This is a genomic window from Bradyrhizobium sp. CCBAU 11386 (assembly GCF_028128955.1).
Classification (GTDB): domain Bacteria; phylum Pseudomonadota; class Alphaproteobacteria; order Rhizobiales; family Xanthobacteraceae; genus Bradyrhizobium.
In genome coordinates, this window is the sequence record NZ_LBKA01000231.1 from 60,801 (window position 1) to 78,979 (window position 18,179).

Annotated in this window: 19 protein-coding genes; 10 read left to right on the top strand and 9 right to left on the bottom strand. The window is 65.3% G+C overall.

The features are described from left to right. Positions 1-97: 97 nt before the first annotated feature. The 3 genes from XI09_RS22705 to XI09_RS22715 form a co-directional block, all read right to left on the bottom strand. Positions 98-1,294, bottom strand: coding sequence for an acetylornithine transaminase (locus XI09_RS22705; RefSeq protein WP_271568831.1), 1,197 nt, complete (start codon positions 1,292-1,294; stop codon positions 98-100). 266 nt (positions 1,295-1,560) lie between these two features. Further along, positions 1,561-2,202 (bottom strand): hypothetical protein, encoded by a 642-nt coding sequence (locus XI09_RS22710; protein ID WP_271568847.1) that lies wholly within the window; start codon positions 2,200-2,202, stop codon positions 1,561-1,563. 127 nt (positions 2,203-2,329) lie between these two features. Continuing rightward, positions 2,330-3,478, bottom strand: a complete 1,149-nt coding sequence (locus XI09_RS22715) for a tetratricopeptide repeat protein (RefSeq protein ID WP_271568832.1) — start codon at positions 3,476-3,478, stop codon at positions 2,330-2,332. Between the two features lie 124 nt (positions 3,479-3,602). Between XI09_RS22715 and XI09_RS22720 the strand changes: the two genes are divergently transcribed. The 3 genes from XI09_RS22720 (at position 3,603) to XI09_RS22730 (ending at position 5,491) form a co-directional block, all read left to right on the top strand. Next, positions 3,603-4,550, top strand: a complete 948-nt coding sequence (locus tag XI09_RS22720; RefSeq protein WP_271568833.1) for a hypothetical protein — start codon at positions 3,603-3,605, stop codon at positions 4,548-4,550. Between the two features lie 157 nt (positions 4,551-4,707). After that, positions 4,708-5,139 carry a MerR family transcriptional regulator gene (locus XI09_RS22725; protein ID WP_271568834.1) on the top strand — a complete coding sequence of 144 codons (432 nt, stop codon included), beginning with the start codon at positions 4,708-4,710 and terminating at the stop codon, positions 5,137-5,139. Continuing rightward, positions 5,072-5,491, top strand: a complete 420-nt coding sequence (locus XI09_RS22730) for a carboxymuconolactone decarboxylase family protein (protein ID WP_271568835.1) — start codon at positions 5,072-5,074, stop codon at positions 5,489-5,491. The genes XI09_RS22725 and XI09_RS22730 overlap by 68 nt, the downstream gene beginning before the upstream one ends. Before the next feature lie 297 nt (positions 5,492-5,788). Here XI09_RS22730 and rimO read toward each other — a convergent pair whose 3' ends face one another. Further along, complete coding sequence (rimO, locus tag XI09_RS22735) at positions 5,789-7,114, bottom strand: 30S ribosomal protein S12 methylthiotransferase RimO (RefSeq protein ID WP_271568836.1); 1,326 nt, start codon at positions 7,112-7,114, stop codon at positions 5,789-5,791. Between the two features lie 114 nt (positions 7,115-7,228). Here rimO and XI09_RS22740 point away from each other — a divergent pair, with 114 nt between their 5' ends. From XI09_RS22740 to XI09_RS22760, 5 genes are all read left to right on the top strand, one after another. Beyond that, entirely contained in the window at positions 7,229-7,819 is a 591-nt protein-coding gene (locus tag XI09_RS22740; protein WP_011087344.1) for an ANTAR domain-containing response regulator, read from the top strand. Then, positions 7,816-8,979: a CmpA/NrtA family ABC transporter substrate-binding protein gene (locus tag XI09_RS22745; protein ID WP_271568837.1), complete on the top strand. Its 1,164-nt coding sequence runs from the start codon at positions 7,816-7,818 to the stop codon at positions 8,977-8,979. Before XI09_RS22740 ends, XI09_RS22745 begins: the two co-directional genes overlap by 4 nt. Before the next feature lie 334 nt (positions 8,980-9,313). After that, the gene (locus tag XI09_RS22750; RefSeq protein ID WP_271568838.1) at positions 9,314-11,095 is read left to right on the top strand and encodes a NirA family protein; all 1,782 of its coding nucleotides are present in this window, start codon (positions 9,314-9,316) and stop codon (positions 11,093-11,095) included. Next, on the top strand, positions 11,092-12,699 hold the full coding sequence (locus XI09_RS22755) for a sulfite reductase subunit alpha (protein WP_271568839.1): 1,608 nt from the start codon (positions 11,092-11,094) through the stop codon (positions 12,697-12,699). Before XI09_RS22750 ends, XI09_RS22755 begins: the two co-directional genes overlap by 4 nt. 331 nt (positions 12,700-13,030) lie before the next feature. Then, positions 13,031-13,183, top strand: coding sequence for a hypothetical protein (locus XI09_RS22760; protein WP_014495196.1), 153 nt, complete (start codon positions 13,031-13,033; stop codon positions 13,181-13,183). A 116-nt stretch (positions 13,184-13,299) separates the two neighbouring features. Here the strand turns inward: XI09_RS22760 and XI09_RS22765 are convergent, their stop codons facing one another. The 3 genes from XI09_RS22765 to pxpB are packed head-to-tail and all read right to left on the bottom strand — an operon-like array spanning position 13,300 to position 15,863. Then, positions 13,300-14,067 carry a LamB/YcsF family protein gene (locus tag XI09_RS22765; RefSeq protein WP_271568840.1) on the bottom strand — a complete coding sequence of 256 codons (768 nt, stop codon included), beginning with the start codon at positions 14,065-14,067 and terminating at the stop codon, positions 13,300-13,302. Positions 14,068-14,097: 30 nt separating this feature from the next. Continuing rightward, positions 14,098-15,135: a biotin-dependent carboxyltransferase family protein gene (locus XI09_RS22770; RefSeq protein WP_271568841.1), complete on the bottom strand. Its 1,038-nt coding sequence runs from the start codon at positions 15,133-15,135 to the stop codon at positions 14,098-14,100. Next, positions 15,132-15,863 (bottom strand): 5-oxoprolinase subunit PxpB, encoded by a 732-nt coding sequence (gene pxpB / locus XI09_RS22775; protein ID WP_271568842.1) that lies wholly within the window; start codon positions 15,861-15,863, stop codon positions 15,132-15,134. Before pxpB ends, XI09_RS22770 begins: the two co-directional genes overlap by 4 nt. A gap of 236 nt (positions 15,864-16,099) precedes the next feature. On the opposite strand from pxpB, the gene XI09_RS22780 reads away from it, so the two are divergent. Beyond that, positions 16,100-16,798: a ribonuclease activity regulator RraA gene (locus XI09_RS22780; protein ID WP_128951761.1), complete on the top strand. Its 699-nt coding sequence runs from the start codon at positions 16,100-16,102 to the stop codon at positions 16,796-16,798. 16 nt (positions 16,799-16,814) lie between these two features. Continuing rightward, on the top strand, positions 16,815-17,219 hold the full coding sequence (locus XI09_RS22785; RefSeq protein WP_271568843.1) for a (R)-mandelonitrile lyase: 405 nt from the start codon (positions 16,815-16,817) through the stop codon (positions 17,217-17,219). Positions 17,220-17,394: 175 nt separating this feature from the next. Here the strand turns inward: XI09_RS22785 and XI09_RS22790 are convergent, their stop codons facing one another. Both XI09_RS22790 and XI09_RS22795 read right to left on the bottom strand, forming a co-directional pair. After that, positions 17,395-17,751, bottom strand: coding sequence for a hypothetical protein (locus XI09_RS22790; RefSeq protein ID WP_271568844.1), 357 nt, complete (start codon positions 17,749-17,751; stop codon positions 17,395-17,397). Between the two features lie 180 nt (positions 17,752-17,931). After that, positions 17,932-18,179, bottom strand: a 248-nt coding sequence (locus XI09_RS22795; protein ID WP_271568845.1) for a DUF2147 domain-containing protein, incomplete at its 5' end; no start/stop codon positions are given.

Consider the following 18,179-nt stretch of genomic DNA (forward strand, 5'->3'; position numbering starts at 1 on the left):
TCTTCGCGCCGTGGCTCAAGGCGTGGATGGCCGGGTCATAGGCGAGCGGAGCGACGCCGTCTTTCGGACGGCTATGCCCGGCCATGACGGACTGGCCTTACGCCACGCGTCTCGCCGCGCCGGCCTTGGTCAAGATTGCGTCGAGACAGTCGATCATCTCGGCGATCTCCGCCCGCGTGACGTTCAGCGCCGGCATGAAGCGCAGCGTGTCGACCTGCGGTGCGTTGAGCAGCACGCCGGCTTCGAACGCTTGGGCAACGATTCCGGGCGCGATCGGCAGCTTGAGGTCGAGCGCCAGCAGCAGGCCGCGCCCCCGCACGCCGCCGAGGCCGTGCCGGGCCGAGACCTTCTGCAACTCGCTTTCGAGCAGGAGGCCGGTCTCGGTGACCGCCTTCAGGAAGTCCGGCTTGCCGACCTCGTCCAGCACCGCAAGGCCCACCGCGCACATGATCGGGTTGCCGTTGAAGGTGCCGCCCTGGTCGCCATGCTCGAAACAGGCGGCGCGTTCGGTCGCAAGCAGGGCGGCGAGCGGCACGCCGCCGCCGATGCCCTTGCCGAGCGTCATGATGTCGGGCGCGATGCCGGCATGCTCGTAGTGGAAGAGCTTTCCGGTCCGGCCCATGCCGGTCTGGATCTCGTCGAAAATGAGCAGCAGACCGTGCGCCTCGGTGAGCGCGCGCAGCTCCTGCAGGAACTGATCGGTCGCGGGCCACACGCCGGACTCGCCCTGGATCGGCTCCAGCATGACAGCGACGGTGTTGTCGTTGATCAGCTTCTCGACCGAGGCGATGTCGTTGAGCTTGGCCTTCTTGAAGCCGGCGACCTTCGGCTCGAACAGGGGCTCGAACGCCTTCTTGCCCGAGGCCGACATCGTCGCCAGTGTCCGGCCGTGGAAGCCGCCTTCGAAGCTGATGATCTCGAACGCGCCGCCCTTGTGCAGGCTGCCGTATTTGCGCGCGAGCTTGATCGCACCCTCATTGGCTTCCGCGCCGGAGTTGGCGAAGAACACCTGATCGAAGGCACTGTGCGCGACCAGCGCCTGCGCGAGCTTGAGGCTGGTCTCGTTGTAGAAGGCCGGGCTTGGCGTCAGGAGCCGCTGGGCCTGCGTGGCCAGCGCGTCGGCGATCGCGGGCGGGGAGTGGCCGAGGCAGTTGACGGCCCAGCCCTGCACGAAATCGAGATAGCGCTTGCGGCTGTCGTCCCAGAGGTAGGAGCCTGCGCCGCGGACGAACACGGCCTTCGGCCGTGCGGTGATGTCCATCAGCGCGTCATACGGATGGGTGGCGGTGGTCATGTCGAACTCCTCTGGAGGCGGGTGGAAAAGGCGCGCAAAAAGCAGAAAGGCCGCACCTTGCGGGTGCGGCCTTTCTCGAAAACTGGCTGAAATCAGTGCTTCAGCGGCGTCGTCGGACATGGCGCACCCCATCATCGTCGCGGGAGCGACGACGCATGGCCTGGCGCAGATGGGTCCGAGAATTGATCATGGGCCGCGTCCCTACAGCCGAACGGCAGGGCTTGTCAAGCGGGTGCTTTGCGAGACACACCCCTGGCGTGCATCGGTCAGGTCGGATGCGCAGCTTCTTCGGCGTCCTCCGCACCCCAATCCGCATCCGCAATCGCGGTGTCGATGAGCTCGCCGCGCATGAGCTTGAGCGGAGATGTCCAGTACAGGGCGATGTTGTGGAATGGATCGGTCAGCACTTTGAATCCCCATACCAGTCCGGTCGTGACATCGCGCGCGACGAAGAGCTGGATCATGCGCGCAAGTCCGCCGCCGACGCCGATCGCCAGCCAGAGCGCGCCGACGTGGCGGACGAAGTCGAGACGCGTGGCGGGCGGATCGAACAGTCCGAACAGAGCAGGGAATGCGTACAGCGCGAGCGGTGCGCTGCCCCAGACCAGGAGCAGGATGATCTTGCGGGTCTGGTTGTAACCGACCTTGACCGCTTCCTTGTACGCGTTGCTGACGTCGTTGACGGCGTCATAGCCGTTCGGCTCGAAGAAGAAATGCCCGGTCTGCCGCGTCAGCATCGCAACCCAGCCAACGATGCCGGCGAGCGCAGGGTCGCTGAACAGCAGCGCGTAGCACCCGAGGAAGATCACGGCGCTGAAGAGATGCAGCGTCTGGTTGACGGTGCTCTGGTGGTAGAAGCGGTAATCGTCGAAGCGCTGCGTGCGCAGCATGTCCGAGAGGCGGCTCATCATCATCCTCGCTCGCGTTGAAAGCGCGGCAGAGTTAGGACGAGTCCGTGACCTCCGCGTGAATGCACTATAGTGTCACATTCCGGCGTGCGGTCTTGTGCAGCACGATGGCGTTGCGGCAGAGAAGCTACGGCACGCCGTAACGGGCGAACACATCGGCGATGCCGGCGTTGATCGCCTTGGCCGCCGCGATGTCGCGCTCGGCGCCGTCAGCATCGCCCTTTTTCCGTTTCGCAAGGCCGCGGCCGTAGAGCGCGCTGTCGAGCTCCGGCTTTGCGTCCAGCGCTGCGTCGTAGTCCGCAATCGCCGCGTCGAGATTGCCGAGCTTGAGGTGAGTAAGGGCGCGGCTGTCGAGCGTATCAGGGTCGTTGGGCGCCATTCGCAGCGACTGCTCGCAATCGGCCAGCGCCTCCTGCAAACGTCCGAGGATCGCGCGCGTCATGCAGCGCGAATTGAACACGCCGGCATAGCGCGGATTGGCCTTGATCGCGCGGTCGTAATCCTCCAACGCCAGCGCATAATCATGCGTATCGAAATACATGCTCGCGCGCGCATAGTAATCGAGGTCGTTGTTCGGAGAGAGTTGAAGCGACTTGGAGAAATCGGCCAGCGCGCGGGCTCGGTCGCCGCGGTCACGATAGACGCGAGCGCGGTTGCCATAGGCCGGGCCGTAATTCGGGTCGAGCTTGATCGACATGTCGAGATCGGCGAGCGCGCGATCGGCCTCGTCGTGCTCGCGATAGGTCGAGCCGCGGTTGTAATAGGCCAGCGCGAATTTCGGATCGAGCTTGATGGCTTGATCGTAATCGGCGAGCGCATGTGCGTAGTCGTCCTTGCCGATGTAGGAATTGCTGCGGTTGTTGTAGTAGAGCGGGTCACCGGGCTCGAGCCGGATCGCGCTCGTATAGTCGGCGATGGCATGGTCGCGATCGCCGAGGTCGTCATGGACAATGCCGCGATTGTACCAGGCGATGGCGTCCTTCGGATCGAGGTCGAGGGCGCGATTGAGATCGGCCAAAGCCCGCTCCGTATCCCCCTTGCGCCGGAAGATCTCGCCGCGATTGGCAAGCGCCCGCGCATTGGACGGATTGGCTTGCAGCACTGCTGAGCAGCCGGCGAGGCGCCGGTCGTCGTCGACCTTGTCGGTGCCGAAACACCATTGCCGGGCCTGCGCGGGTGAGGGCGATTGCGCCGCCGCGGGAAGTGCAAGCAGGATCAATGCAGTGCCGGTCGCGCACAGCCCGCCCCGGATACCAACCTTGTGATTGTATTTCATCGATTGCCGCGCAGAAACCATTGAGCCTCTGGCGCGTTTGTGATCGAAGGACGCGAATTGGTTCGAACCGGACGCCGGATCGTTGAGACCAACACTGGCGGGACCAACCAGACAGTATTCAGCCTTGTCCGACACGCCTTACCCGATCGACCTCGACAGCATTCGCGGCGCATTTCCGCCGGGCATCGAAGCGCCATCCCTGCTTGTCGATTTCGCCGATTGGCTGAACGGGCGCCCCTGGGGCAGCGTCGGTTGCTTCTCCCTGCAGGGCCAGTTCTCCGATCATGCGCCGATCGTCGACGGCAGCCCTCTGCGCGACAGGTTTTCGTTGTTCATGCGGTTGCCGGACGGCTCGGCCGTCGGCGGGTGGTACGGTGCCGGTCTCGACCGGGACAATCCGCCGATCGTCGGTCTCGGGTCGGAAGGCGACTACGAGCTGCTGGCGCCGAGCCTTGACGGTCTGCTCGCAAAACTGACGTCGCAGCAATTCGGGAACGCCTGGAGCGACCTGCTGCCGCATGACGAGGTCGAGTGTCAGACGGTCGAGCTTGCGCAGTGGCTCGCCGGACGGCCGGTCGGCGAGCCGATGACGCCGGACGACGCACCGTCGGAGCTTCCCGACTTTCGCGGCTTCGTGGAAAAATGGAGCCGGGATCGCGAAGACTATTGGGCCAATCATCGCCTGATGGCCGAGCTCGGCTGGCGGCTGGCTGCGCATCTGCCGAAGGGGAAGAAGCCCTGGGACAAGACGAACTTCGAGGTCGCGATATCAGGCGCGCAGTATCAGGCACGCGTCCTCACGCGTGGACCGCAGCCGTTCGAGGAAGCAGCTTCGATCGAATCCTTGCTGCGCGATCTGCGCGAGGAGATGCGCCGCGCGCAGCCCGAGCTCGGGCTGTGGTACGCGATGAATTTCGGGCTCTACGCCGACGGCCGCGTCATGCCGAACTTCGAATACGATCTGCGCCCGATCATCGACGGCGCGCCTGCGCTGCTGTCCGAGGCGAAGGCCGATCTCGCCCGCGCACCCCGCCCGGAACGCTGGGTGCCGAAATGGCTGGCGGCATCCTGAAGCTCGGAATCCCGCGATACTGCCGCCCAGCCGGCGCGCCGAAATCTTCTGCTGTCGTGCCATCTTGACCTCGCGGGAACGGCACCCTCGATCCCCCTTGACTTAGAGTGCGCTCGAAGGGGTATCTGTACGTGCGTCAGTACGAGAACGGGCACACATGAAGATCGGCGACCTCGCAAAACGAACCGGCATGTCGACTCACACGTTGCGTTATTATGAGCGCATCGGGCTGCTGCCATACGCAGACCGGGATCGTTCCGGCCAGCGTGACTTTGACGCATCGATCCTCACATGGATCGCATTCCTCGGTCGGCTTAAGACCACGGGAATGCCGATCCGGGACATGTTGCGTTATGCGGCGCTTCGTGATGAAGGCGAAGCCACCGGGCTAGCCCGGCGGCAGATGCTGGAAATCCACCGGGAACAGGTTCGCACGCAGATTGCCGAACTCCAGGAATGCCTGCTCGTCCTTGATACCAAGATCGCCGGCTATGCCGGCGACGAACAGAGGACGAAGGAAAATGACGCGCGCCCAAACACAAGCCGAAAGCCGCTTCGATCGCGGCCAGCGGGCCCTGTCACGCATTGACGGCAGAGCCGGCGAAAAGGTCGTCGCCTCACTCGCCGACATCGCTCCGGATTTCGCGCGATACGTGATCGAGTTTCCCTTCGGCGACATTTACAGCCGCGAGGGCCTCGGCCTGCGCGATCGAGAGATCGCGACGATCGCCGCGCTGACGGCGCTCGGAAATGCCGCGCCTCAGCTCAAAGTGCATATCGAGGCGGGTCTGAACGTCGGGCTGTCTCGCGACGAGATCGTGGAGATCATCATGCAGATGGCCGTCTATGCGGGCTTCCCGGCGGCGGTGAACGGGCTGTTCGCAGCCAAGGAGGTGTTTTCCGCGCATGACGGACGGCAGGCGTCGGCAGAAGCGACATGACGAACTTGCTCCAAACATTCTTTCTGCTCGGCAGCCTGGGCATTGCGGCCTCCCGGAGCGCTGGGCGCCGAAATGGCGGGCGTGACCAAGCCCAGCGACGGTCTGATCTTCGAGAGTTTGGGGCACTGAGGCTCCCGCAGCGTCATGGCCGGGCTTGTCCCGGCCATCCACGCCTTGCCGCGCAGCACGAAGAACGTGGATGCCCGGGACAAGCCCGGGCATGACGACGACCTCTTGTGCATGTTCACATGCGACGAGTTTGCGGCTGGATCGGTAGGAGCAGCGATCGTTGATGCGTCAAAATCCTGCGACGCTGCCGTGCAGATCGTACTCGTCGGCGCGCTCGATCTTCGCCGTGACGATCTCGCCGACGCGCAAGGGGCGGCGGCTCGACAGGTAGACGGCGCCATCGATCTCCGGCGCATCGGCCTTGGACCGCCCCTTGGCGACGGTCGGGCCGACCTCGTCGATGATGATCTGCTGGCGCGTGCCGACCTTGCGCTTCAGCCTGCGTGCGGAGATCTTCTGCTGGCGCGCCATCAGCGCGTTGTAGCGCTCCTGCTTGACCTCGTCCGGCACCGGATTGGCGATCGCGTTCGACGTCGCGCCGGCGACCGGCTCGTACTTGAAGCAGCCGAGGCGATCGATCTCGGCTTCATCCAGCCAGTCGAGCAGATAGGCAAAGTCCGCGTCGGTCTCGCCGGGGAAGCCGACGATGAAGGTCGAGCGCAGGGCCAGATCTGGGCACTCCTCGCGCCAGCGCTTGATCCGCGCCAGCGTCTTGTCCTGCGCCGCCGGACGCTTCATCGCCTTCAGCACCTCGGGGCTCGCGTGCTGGAACGGGATGTCGAGATAGGGCAGCACCGTGCCTTGCGTCATCAGCGCGATGACCTCGTCGACATGCGGATAGGGATAGACATATTGCAGCCGGACCCAGGCGCCGAGTTCGCCGAGCTCGCGCGCGAGGTCGAGGAATCTGGCGCGGACCTGGCGATCCTTCCACGGGCTCTCGGCGTATTTCAGATCGACGCCATAGGCCGAGGTGTCCTGCGAGATCACCAGCAGCTCCTTGACGCCGGCGCCGACCAGCCGCTCGGCCTCGCGCAGCACGTCGTTGGCCGGGCGCGAGACCAGATCGCCGCGCAGCTTCGGGATGATGCAGAAGGTGCAGCGGTTGTTGCAGCCCTCGGAGATCTTCAAATAGGCGTAGTGCCTCGGCGTCAGCTTGATGCCCTGCGGCGGCACCAGATCGAGATGCGGATTGTGGGCGGGCGGCAGCGCGCGGTGGACCGCGTCCAGCACGCTCTCATATTGCTGCGGGCCGGTGATGGAGAGCACGCCGGGATAGGCCTGCTCGATCTGCTCGGGTTCCGCGCCCATGCAACCCGTTACGATCACCTTGCCGTTCTCGGCCATGGCCTCGCCGATCGCCGAGAGCGATTCCTGCTTGGCGCTGTCGAGGAAGCCACAGGTGTTAACGATGACGATATCGGCCCCGTCATGCTTGCGGGCGAGCTCGTAGCCCTCGGCGCGCAGGCGCGTGATGATGCGCTCGGAATCCACCAATGCCTTGGGACACCCGAGCGACACGAAGCTGACCTTGGGCGCAGCCGTCTGTTGCATATCTCTTGAAACTGCCTGATTGATCGGCAGGAGCTAGTCCTAAATGCGGTCAATTACAACCCTTTGCAGGGCGTTCCGGCGTGCTATGGATGATTCACCTGACGTGAGTGAGCCATGAGCGCCGAACAGTCGCCCAAAATCGTGATCGTCGATGAAAGCCCGATCCGGGCCGCGATCCTCGAGGAGGGGTTGCGGGAGGCCGGATTCACGCAGGTCGCCCATATCCGCGAGATGCAGAGCCTGCTGGCCCGTATTTATGCGGTCGATCCCGACATCATCCTGATCGATCTGGAAAACCCCAGCCGCGACGTGCTGGAGGCGATGTTCCAGGTCAGCCGCGCCGTACGCCGACCGATCGCGATGTTCGTCGACCAGAGCGATTCAGCCTCGATCCAGGCCTCGGTCGAGGCCGGGGTATCCGCCTATATCGTCGACGGGTTGAAGAAGGAGCGCATCAAGCCGATCCTCGACCTCTGCGTGTCCCGCTTCAACGCCTTCGCCAAGCTCCAGGAGGAACTCGAGCGCACCAAGTCGCAGCTCGAGGACCGCAAGATCATCGAGCGCGCCAAGGGCATCTTGATGAAGGTGAAGGGCCTCACCGAGGACGAGGCCTATGTGCTGCTGCGCTCCACCGCGATGCGCGAAAAGAAGAAAATCGGCGAGATCGCCCAGTCGATCATCACCGCGTCGGAGATGCTGAAATGACCGGACCGCTCCGCATCGGGTTCATCCCGCTGGTCGATGCCGCCGCGCTGATCGTCGCCGTCGACAAGGGCTTTACCGCCGCCGAAGGCCTCGACGTCGAACTGGTGCGCGAGGTGTCCTGGTCCAACGTCCGCGACAAGCTCAATATCGGCCTGTTCGACGCCGCGCATCTGCTGGCGCCCGTGGCGATCGCGTCCTCGCTCGGGCTCGGCCACGTCAAGGTGCCGATCGCCGCGCCCTTCAATCTCGGCATCAACGGCAACGCGATCACGGTGTCGCCGGCGCTCCATGCCGCGCTGATGGAGGAGATCGACGGCGACCGCTTCGATCCGCTCGTCACGGCGAAAGCGCTGGCGCGGGTGGTTGCCCGGCGGCGCAAGGCCGGCGCCGATCCGCTGACCTTCGGCATGACCTTTCCGTTCTCGACCCACAATTATCAATTGCGGTTCTGGATGGCGGCGGCCGGCGTCGATCCCGACGAGGACGTGCGGCTGGTGGTGCTGCCGCCGCCCTACATGGTGGACAGCCTTGCCAACGGCCATGTCGATGCGTTCTGCGTCGGCGCGCCCTGGAATTCGATCGCGGTCGATCTCGGCATCGGCCACATCCTGCATTTCGTCTCCGACATCCTCGTCCACGCGGCGGAGAAGGTGCTGGCGGTCCGCCAGACCTGGGCCGACAAGAATCCGGACATGGTCGCCAGCCTCGTGCGCGCGGCCGTGAAAGCCGCCGAGTTCATCGAGCATCCGGAGAACCGCATCGAGGCGGCGCGCATCCTGGCGCAGCCGGAGCGGATCGGCGTCGATGCCGAGGTGATCCAGCGCACGCTCACGGGACGGCTGAAGATCTCGCCCGACGGCACCTTCCGCGAAAGCGGCCGTTACCTGCTGGTCGGACGCGAAGGGGCAGGGCGCCCTGATCCGGTCCAGGCCGCCTGGCTCTACGCGCAGATGGTGCGCTGGGGACAGACGGCGCTGACACCGGATGGCGTCAAGACGGCGATGGCCGTGTTCAGGCCGGATCTTTATGATGCGGCCTTGGGTAGCCGGCCGCCCGGTGAGGCTCCCGCGGCGTTCGGGGCATTCGCCGGCCCCGTGTTCGATCCCGACAATATCAGGGGGCATCTTGAGGCCTTCGAGGTCGGGCGCTGGAAGGCCTGATTCGGGCCTGCATTGTTTTTGGGCGCCTGGGCTCCTCGTCTAAATTTTGGGCTGGCTGCTCGAATTTCGTGAGAGTTCCCCGCCCGGGAGTTCCCGGGGGCACTCCTAATCATCTGAATCTACAGCAATTCTCATTTCGATGAAGCTGGCACGCAACTTGTATGTTGCACTGCGGCCAGCTTGTCACAGACGCCTGCTGAGCCAAGTCCCGCAGCAACGAAGCTGACCGGACCGTTGGGTGCAGAGCAGGCTCTTGAGCCAGCCGAGTGCCTCGCGGGTCGTGCAATTTTCCGTCGATACCACCCCGGTGGCCGCAGGAGCTTCGTTACTGACCATGAAACTCGAAACAGTCTCAGTCGACTTTACCGACGAGCAGAAGCGCTATCTCGAAGGCTTCACGACCGGCCTGCAAATCAGCCGGGTCGGTCGCGGTCTTGGTGGCGGCTCCGGCAAGGCGAATGCCGAGCCGACCGGTCCTGACGCCGTGCACATCAAGGCGCAGGACAAGGTCATCGCCTCGGGCAAGAAGCTCGCCGACCAGGAGAAGTTCAAGCGCGACGAGCATCCTTTCGATGCCTATCCGCGGCTGCGCCAGCAGGCGCTCGACAATGCACCGCCGAGCCCGGCGGACAATTTCCGCTGGCGCTATTTCGGCATCTTCTACGTCGCGCCGACGCAGGACTCCTACATGTGCCGCCTGCGCATCCCGAACGGCATCATGAAGCACTGGCAGCTGTCGGGCCTTGCCGATCTCGCCGGCGATCTCTGTGGTCCCTACAGCCATGTCACGACGCGCGCCAACCTCCAGCTTCGCGAGATCCCGCCGAAGCACGCGATCAAGCTGATCGAGGGCATCCAGGATCTCGGCCTGTGTTCGCGCGGCTCCGGCGCCGACAACATCCGCAACGTGACGGGAACGCCGACCGCCGGCATCGATCCACAGGAGCTGATCGACACGCGGCCGTTCGCGCGCGAGTGGCACTACCACATCCTCAACGACCGCTCGCTCTACGGACTGCCGCGCAAGTTCAACGTTGCCTTCGACGGTGCCGGCAAGATCGCGGTGCTCGAGGAAACCAACGACATCGCCTTCACGGCGTTCGAGGTGAAGGATGGTTTCGGCGTCGAGCCCGGGATCTGGTTTCGCCTCGGCCTCGGCGGGATCACCGGACACAAGGATTTCGCAAAGTATTCCGGCATCATCGTCAAGCCGGAGCAGGCGACGGCTGTCGCCGACGCCATCGTGCGCGTGTTCATCGACCATGGCGATCGCACCAACCGCAACAAGGCGCGGCTGAAATACGTGCTCGACGCCATGGGCCATGACGGCTTCCTGAAGCTCGTCGAGGAGCGGCTGAAGACGCCGTTCACGCGCGTGCCGGAAGAGGCGCTGGCGCCGCGGCCTGCGTCGGACCGGATGGCGCATATCGGCGTGCACAAGCAGAAGCAGGACGGCCTCAACTGGATCGGCGTGTCGCTGACGCTAGGCAAGCTCACCTGCGACCAGATGCGGGGCCTCGCCAAGGTCGCGCGCGACCTCGGCGACGGCGAGATCCGCCTGACGGTCTGGCAGAACCTGCTGATATCGGGCGTGCGCGACGAGAACGTCGAGCTTGCAATTGCCGCGATCAAGCAGATCGGGCTTGCGGTCGAGGCCTCGCATGTCCGCGCCGGCCTGATCGCCTGCACCGGCAATGCCGGCTGCCGCTTCGCCGCCTCCAACACCAAGCGCCACGCCGCCGAGATCGGCGACTGGTGCGAGCCACGCGTTGACATGGACAAGCCGGTCAACATCCACGTCACCGGCTGCCACCATTCCTGCGCGCAGCATTATATCAGCGACATCGGCCTGATCGGCGCGCGGGTGCCGGTCAACGAGGACGACACGGTCGAGGGCTATCACCTCTTCACCGGCGGCGGGTTCGGCCCTGATGCCGACGTCGGGCAGGAGGTCTATCACGACCTCAAGGCCGAGGACGCGCCGAAGACGGTCGAAGCGCTGCTCAAGGCCTATATCGCCTATCGCGCCTCGCCCGACGAAACCTTCCTCTCATTTGCGCGCCGCCATGACGGCGAGACGCTGCGCAAGCTTGCCGATGCACAGGTGTCCGCATGAACCAGATCACCCCTCCGCCGAAACTCGATATCATTCCCGCCAGCGCGCCGTTCTCCGACGCGCAGCGCTCCTGGCTGAACGGCTTCTTTGCCGGGCTGCTGTCGCCCGATGTGGCTACGCCTTTGTCGGCGGAGCAGGGTGCCGCCGTGATGCAAGCTGGCGACGGCGACGATGGCGAAGCGCCGTGGCACGACCAGACTATACCGATCGCCGACCGGATGAAGCTTGCAGAGGGGCGTCCCGTCCGCCGCAAGATGATGGCGGCGATGGCGCAGCAGGATTGCGGCCAATGCGGCTATAATTGCCACGACTATTCGGAGGCGATCGCCACCCGCAGCGAAGCGCGGCTCAACCTTTGCGTTCCCGGCGGCAAGGAAACCGCGCGAATGCTGAAGTCGCTCTACGAGGAGCTCGACAAGGCGCCGCCGGCCAAGGCGGGTAACAAGGCGGATGCGGTGGCAGCGCCGGCCGTGACGGTGACGATCGCGGAGCCGGGCCGCTCGCGCGACAATCCGGCCGAGGCGACCTTCCTGTCGCGGCGCCTTCTCAACAAGGGGAAGTCGGAGAAGGAGACCTATCACATCGAGTTCGATCTCTCCGCGAGCAAGCTCGACTACGTCGTCGGCGACAGCTTTGGCGTGTTCGCGCGCAACGACGTCGGCCTCGTCGACCAGATCATCGCGCTGCTCGGCGCCTCCCACACCACCAAGGTGAACGGCAAGACGCTGCGCGAGGTGCTGATCGACGACGTTTCGCTGTCGCCGGCGCCGGACTCGCTGTTCGAGCTGATCTCCTTCATCACCGGCGGCGCGCAGCGCGAGAAGGCGCGGGCGCTGGCGCAGGGCGAGGATCCCGATGGCGATTCTGCCACCCTCGACGTGATGGCGGCGCTCCAGAAGTTTTCCGGCATCCGGCCGCATCCCGAGGCCTTCGTCGAGGCGCTCGAGCCGCTCCAGCCGCGGCTCTATTCGATCTCGTCCTCGCACAATGCGACGCCGGGAAAACTGTCGCTGACGGTCGATTCCGTGCGCTACGTCATCGGCAAGCGCAAACGTATCGGCGTTGCCTCGACCTTCCTCGGCGAGCGCATCGCTGAGGGCGAGAAGCTCAAGGTCTATGTGCAGAAGGCGCACGGTTTCGGCCTGCCGCAGGACCCGAAGACACCTGTCATCATGATCGGTCCCGGCACCGGAATCGCGCCGTTCCGCGCCTTCCTGCTCGACCGCAAGGCGACCGGCGCGCCCGGCAAGAACTGGCTGTTCTTCGGCCACCAGCGCAGCGATTGCGACTTCTTCTACCAGGAAGAGCTCAACGCGATGAAGACCTCGGGCCTGCTTACCCGCATGTCGCTGGCCTGGTCGCGCGACGGCGAGAAGAAGTTCTACGTGCAGGACCGCATGCGCGAGGTCGGCCGTGAATTGTGGACCTGGCTCGCCGAGGGCGCGCATCTCTACATCTGCGGCGATGCCAAGCGCATGGCCAAGGACGTCGAGCGTGCGCTGGTCGACATTGTCGCCCAGTTCGGTGCGCGTTCGACCGACGAAGCCGTCAGTTTTGTCGCCGAGCTTAAGAAGACGGGCCGCTTCCAGGCTGACGTCTACTAAGCCGCGAGAAGATCAGCGTGAATCGTCCCGGCGGCGCAAGCGCCGGGCGTCACGCCGAAAGCGCGGTTCTACTGTGCATGGGGTTGTTTTCGGCGTTTTTGTTTGGACCGGTTCCAGGGCCTTGAGTCCGACTGTCATCCCACCGTCATCCGGGCCGGTTCCAACTGGCTCGGATCTTAACGAATAAGATTCTCGGAACCCTCGGTTGAAGAGAATTTGCACCTGCGACGGGGCGCCTTCAGAGAACCGCCATCGCTATTTCCGCCGCCATCTTGCCTCCCGCCAGGGTTGATCCTTCATACTCCCACAAATGGGGCGTTGGAGATCCACCATGCGCGAACTATCTGCGGAAGCCAGGCTGCACTTCTACGCGCGCTCGCTCTCGCGTCGGACCGGGGCGAGCATGCACCATGTCGGGCTCTACAGCGCCTTCGCGGTCATCGCCGCGATCGTGTTCGGGACACTCTCGGTGCACCCGTTCTAGCCAGGCTTCGCCGCTCTCGTAGGGTGGGTTAGCCGAAGGCGTAACCCACCAACTTCGTTCGGCATTCGCCGAAGCATGGTGGATTACGCTTCGCTAATCCACCCTACGAACAAGCCTCACCCGCGCTTGAACGGCGCGACTTCGATCCCCGCTTCCTTCAATGCCTGACGCAAGGTCCGCGCGATCTCGACGGCGCCGTGCGTGTCGCCGTGGATGCACACCGTATCCGTGCGCATCTTGATGACCTTGCCGGTGACCGAGACCACTGCGCCGTCCTGCACCATGCGCACCACGCGCTCGGCAATCGCCTTGGCATCGTGCAGCACCGCGCCGGGCTTCTTGCGCGAGACGAGGTTGCCGTCGTCCTCATAGGCGCGGTCGGCGAACACCTCGTGCACCATCGGCAAATTGGCCGCTTCGCCGGCCTTCACCAGCTTCGAATTGGCGAGCACGACGAAGATCAGGCTGGGATCGACCGCCTTGATGCCGGCGGCGATCGCCTTGGCCGTCATGTCGTCTTCGCAGGCGACGTTGGACAGCGCGCCATGCGCCTTCACATGCGTGACCTTGTGGCCGGCCGCGGTCGCGATCGCCTGCAACGCGCCGATCTGGTAGGCGACGAGGTTCTCGATCTCGGAGGCCTTCAGGCCCGCGATCGGATGCCGGCCGAAGCCGTGCAGGTCGCGATATCCAGGGTGGGCGCCGACCGAGACGCCGCGCGCTTTCGCCAGCTCGACCGTCCGGCGCATGATGTCGGGATCGCCGGCATGGAAGCCGCAGGCGACGTTGACCGAGCTTGCCAGCTCGATCATCGCGGCGTCGTTGCCCATCTCCCACGCGCCAAAACCTTCGCCGAGGTCGCAATTGAGATCGATCGTCTTCATGGTTGCTCTCCGCCTCTGGTCGTCTTGTCGTTACGGCTCCGCCGTGACCTGCCACGTTCCAGCGTCCATGGCGCTGACCGCATAGCCCGCCACGTTGGCATCGCTGAGCGCCTCGATGTTGAGCGCGACGGTGTCGGCGGAACGGAGGCGATCGGGCAGGCTGCGGATGGCTTGCGCGAATTTGCGCGCCTCGTCCTGCGCCTCCGCCATGCTGACAGCCTTGAAGCGGAACGCGGTTCCCGCCGAGGTCTGCGCCAGACGGCCGACATCGGCCGTGATCACGGTTGCGATCTTCGGGTAACCGCCGGAGGTGCCGCGGTCCATCATCAGCGCGATCGGCGAGCCGTTGCCGGGCACCTGAATGCTGCCGTTGACGGTGCCGTCGGAGACGATGTTGTGGCCGTGCAGATGCTTGATCGCGGGGCCTTCAAGCCGGTAGCCCATGCGGTCGGAGGTCGCCGAGATCTTCCACTCGCTGTCCAGGAACAGCGCCTTGTTGGCGTCGTCGAATTCGTCGTCCTGCGGGCCCAGCACGACGCGGATCGGACCGCTCGCGGGCTTCGGCAGCTCGATGCGCAGCTCCGGCGCACCGCTTGCGGCATCGACGCTGAACTCGTCGCCGGCCTGGAGCGGGCGCGGGTAGGGGCTGCCGAGGCCGGCGCGGGCATTGACGGCGAGGCTGCCGAACACAGGCTCGCCTTTGATCCCGCCTTCGATCGCGAGATAGGTGAAGGCGCCGCCGCGGGCAAAGCCCAGCGTCAGGGTCTCGCCGTCCTTCAGCGTCACCGATGTGTCCATGGCGAGGGGGCTTCCGGCCACGTCGGCGTTGCGCGGCGCGCCGGCAATCGCCACGCGCACGGCGCCGTCACGGGCGGTGAAGGTGGCGCCGAACGGGCCGATCTCGACGGCGGCCGCGAGCGGCTCGTTGCCGACAAGCGTGTTCGCTGCCGCGAGTGCCAGCCGGTCCATCGCCCCGCTCACGGTCAAGCCGTAGCGCTGCGCACCGAGCCGCCCGCCATCCTGGACGGAGCTCGCAGGGCCGATGCTGGTGACGATGAGCCGGCTCATGCGACCACCTGCTCGGCGATGATCTCGCCGGCCTCGGCGGCGCGGTCCTGTTCCGCGAACGTCTTGTGGTCGATGGCGAAAAACGTCACGCGATCACCGGGTTCGGTCAGGAAGGTCGGATTGCGGTGGAGCTGATAGGTTCTGACAGGCGTGCGGCCGAGCAGGTGCCAGCCGCTCGGGGCGGCCAGGCACTGGATGCCGGCCTGGATGCCGCCGATCGAGATCGTGCCGGCCGGTGTCAGCAGCCGTGGGTTCTGCCGCCGCGACATGTGCAGGGATTTGTCCAGGCCGCTGAGATAGGACCAGCCTGGCGTGAAGCCGATCATGGCAACCTTGTAGTCGCCGGCGACGTGCCGGGCGACGATGTCGTCAGGCGTTGTGTTCAGCGCCTTGGCGACATCCTCGAGGTCGATGCCATGTTCGCCGCCATAGGCGACGGGGATGCGCCAGCGGCGGGCCTTGGTGACCGGTGGCAGCGGCTGGGTGGCGATCGGGAGGATCTTTTCGCCGAGCGCGTCGAAGTCGATCCTGCCGGGATCGTAATGCACCAGCAGCGAGCGATAGGTCGGCACGGTCTCGGTGATGCCGTCGATGGGGCTTGCCGCGAGCGCCTTGTCGAGCGCGAGCACGCGCTGGTTGGCGGCATCGTCGATGGTGCGGCTGAACTCGACCGTGACGGCGCTGTCGCCACTGGGCAGAAGGCGGGGCGGGGGAAGCGTCGCGGCCATGGGCTGTCGAAATCGGGCTTCTCGGGAAACGCGGCCTCAGCCTTGAGTTCCGCTGGTCCCTGCTTCGCGTAAATGCGTCCGCAAGTCCAATAAATTAATGCAAGGGGAAACGATAAAGCCTTGTTATCGCGTCGCATAACCGCTCTGCGGCCCTGCGTTCTTGGCCCTTGACGGAAAGCGCCCGGCTCGCAAGATGCGCGCGTTCTTTCCCGCCCATCCGGAGCTCGTCTGTTTCCATGTCGCTGTCCCCCGAAGCCCGCAAGACCCTCGCCGGCATCACCACTGCCACCATCACCACGGTCCTGCTGAAGAAGGGCCTGCGCAATGTGTGGATGCGCGGCGCGCGCCCGCTGCGCCCGGGCCTGCCGCGGCTGGTGGGACCGGCCTTCACGCTGCGCTTCGTGCCGGCGCGCGAGGATCTGGCGACGCCGGAATCCTGGTCGTCGCCGATCTCGACCCGCACCGCGATCGAGGCAATGCCGGAGGGCTGCATCGCCGTGGTCGATGCCATGGGCATCACCGATGCCGGCATCTTCGGCGACATCCTCTGCGCGCGCATGATGAAGCGCGGCGTCACCGCGCTCGTCACGGACGGCGTGGTGCGTGACGTCGAGGGCGTGCTCGGCACCAATCTTCCGGTCTGGTGCGACGGCTATGCCGCGCCGCCGTCGGTGGCGGGCCTGACCTTCGTCGGCTGGGGCGAGCCGATCGGCTGCGGCGGCGTCGCGGTGTTTCCGAACGACATCGTCGTCGCCGACCAGGACGGCTGCGTGCTGATCCCGCAGGCGATGCTCGACCACGTCCTCGCCGAAGGTGTCGAGCAGGAACGGATGGAAGCCTGGATCGTCAACGAGGTGAACAACGGCGCGGTGCTGCCGGGCCTCTATCCCATGAACGCCGAGACCAAGGCGCGCTACGCCGCCAGCAAGAAGTAACAGAAGCGAGGACCCCATGGAGATCACCGTCGCAGGCACGCGGCCGACCCGCCGCGCGCCCAAGGAAAACTTCACCGGCACCGTGTGGCAGGATCCCGTGATCATGGCACCCGCGCCGGCACGGCTGAACTGCTCGCGCGTTTCGTTCGAGCCCGGCGCGCGTACCAACTGGCATCACCATCCGCTCGGGCAGACGCTCTACGTCATCTCCGGCGTCGGGCGCGTGCAGACCAAGGGCGGCCCCGTCAGAGAGATCCGCCCGGGCGACACCGTCTGGATTCCGCCGGGCGAGTTGCACTGGCACGGCGCATCGCCGACCAACGGCATGTGCCACATCGCCATGCAGGAAGCGCTCGACGGCGTCTACTCGACCTGGCTGGAGCCGGTGACCGACGCGGAGTATGGAGCCGCGGTAGGCTAGTTCTCGTGCCCCGGACAAGACGCATCGCCCCATGGCGATGCGTCGCCGATCCGGGGCCCAGAGCTGCTTTGCAACGAACGACGCTGGGTCCCCGCTCTGCGCAGCAACGCCATAGCGTGTCGAAGACGCGCGTGTACGCGCTTATGGCGTCGCTGCTTGTCCGGGACACGAAACGCTACATTCTTTCCGCCGTCCATGTGCCCGTGCACAGGGCCCCGCGCCAGGTGCCGGAGCCGGACGCGCCGCTCAGCCGGCCGAAGCCGACCGCACGCTTGATGCCGGTGCTCAAGGTGACGTTGATGCTGCCGGCATCGGCGACGCGGCCGGATGCGGACACCGCAGCGCTGCTCGAGGCGATCTGACCGTTGTTGATGCCGATCGCGACGGTCGCGCCGTTGCCGCAGGTCTCGCTCGATGACGAGATACGGACATTCCATGTGCCGTCGAAAGTGCTTGTCGCTGCGCCTGCCTGCGTGAGCGGGACGGCGATGGCCACAATGGCAGCGAAGAGACCTTTGCGAAATCCGTTCATGACACGCCCCTTGGGTTGACCTGCGGGGATCGTGGCACGGGTTGCGGAACCGGCGATGTGAGGGCTGTCACGCCTGCAACAGGCTCTGTGAGGTGGCGCACCTCGCCATGACATCGCGGCCAAAAGCAAAGGGGCCCGGATCACGGGCCCCTTGTCTCCGTCAAGGTGTCGAAGCCGAACTCAGTTCACCCGCGTCCAGGTCTGGCCGCCGCAGAACATGCCGCCGAAGGCGCAGCCCTGCACGCGCAGGCGATCCGTGCCCTTCATGGCGATCGTCGAATCATAGGTCGAGCCGCTGTTGGGATCGAGGATGCGGCCGGACCATTTCTGGTCCTTGCCGGGCTTCATGTTGATCAGGACCTGCTCGCCGTTCTGGTTCGACTTGCTGTCGACCGAATAGCCACAGAGGTTGTTGCCGCATTGCTCGA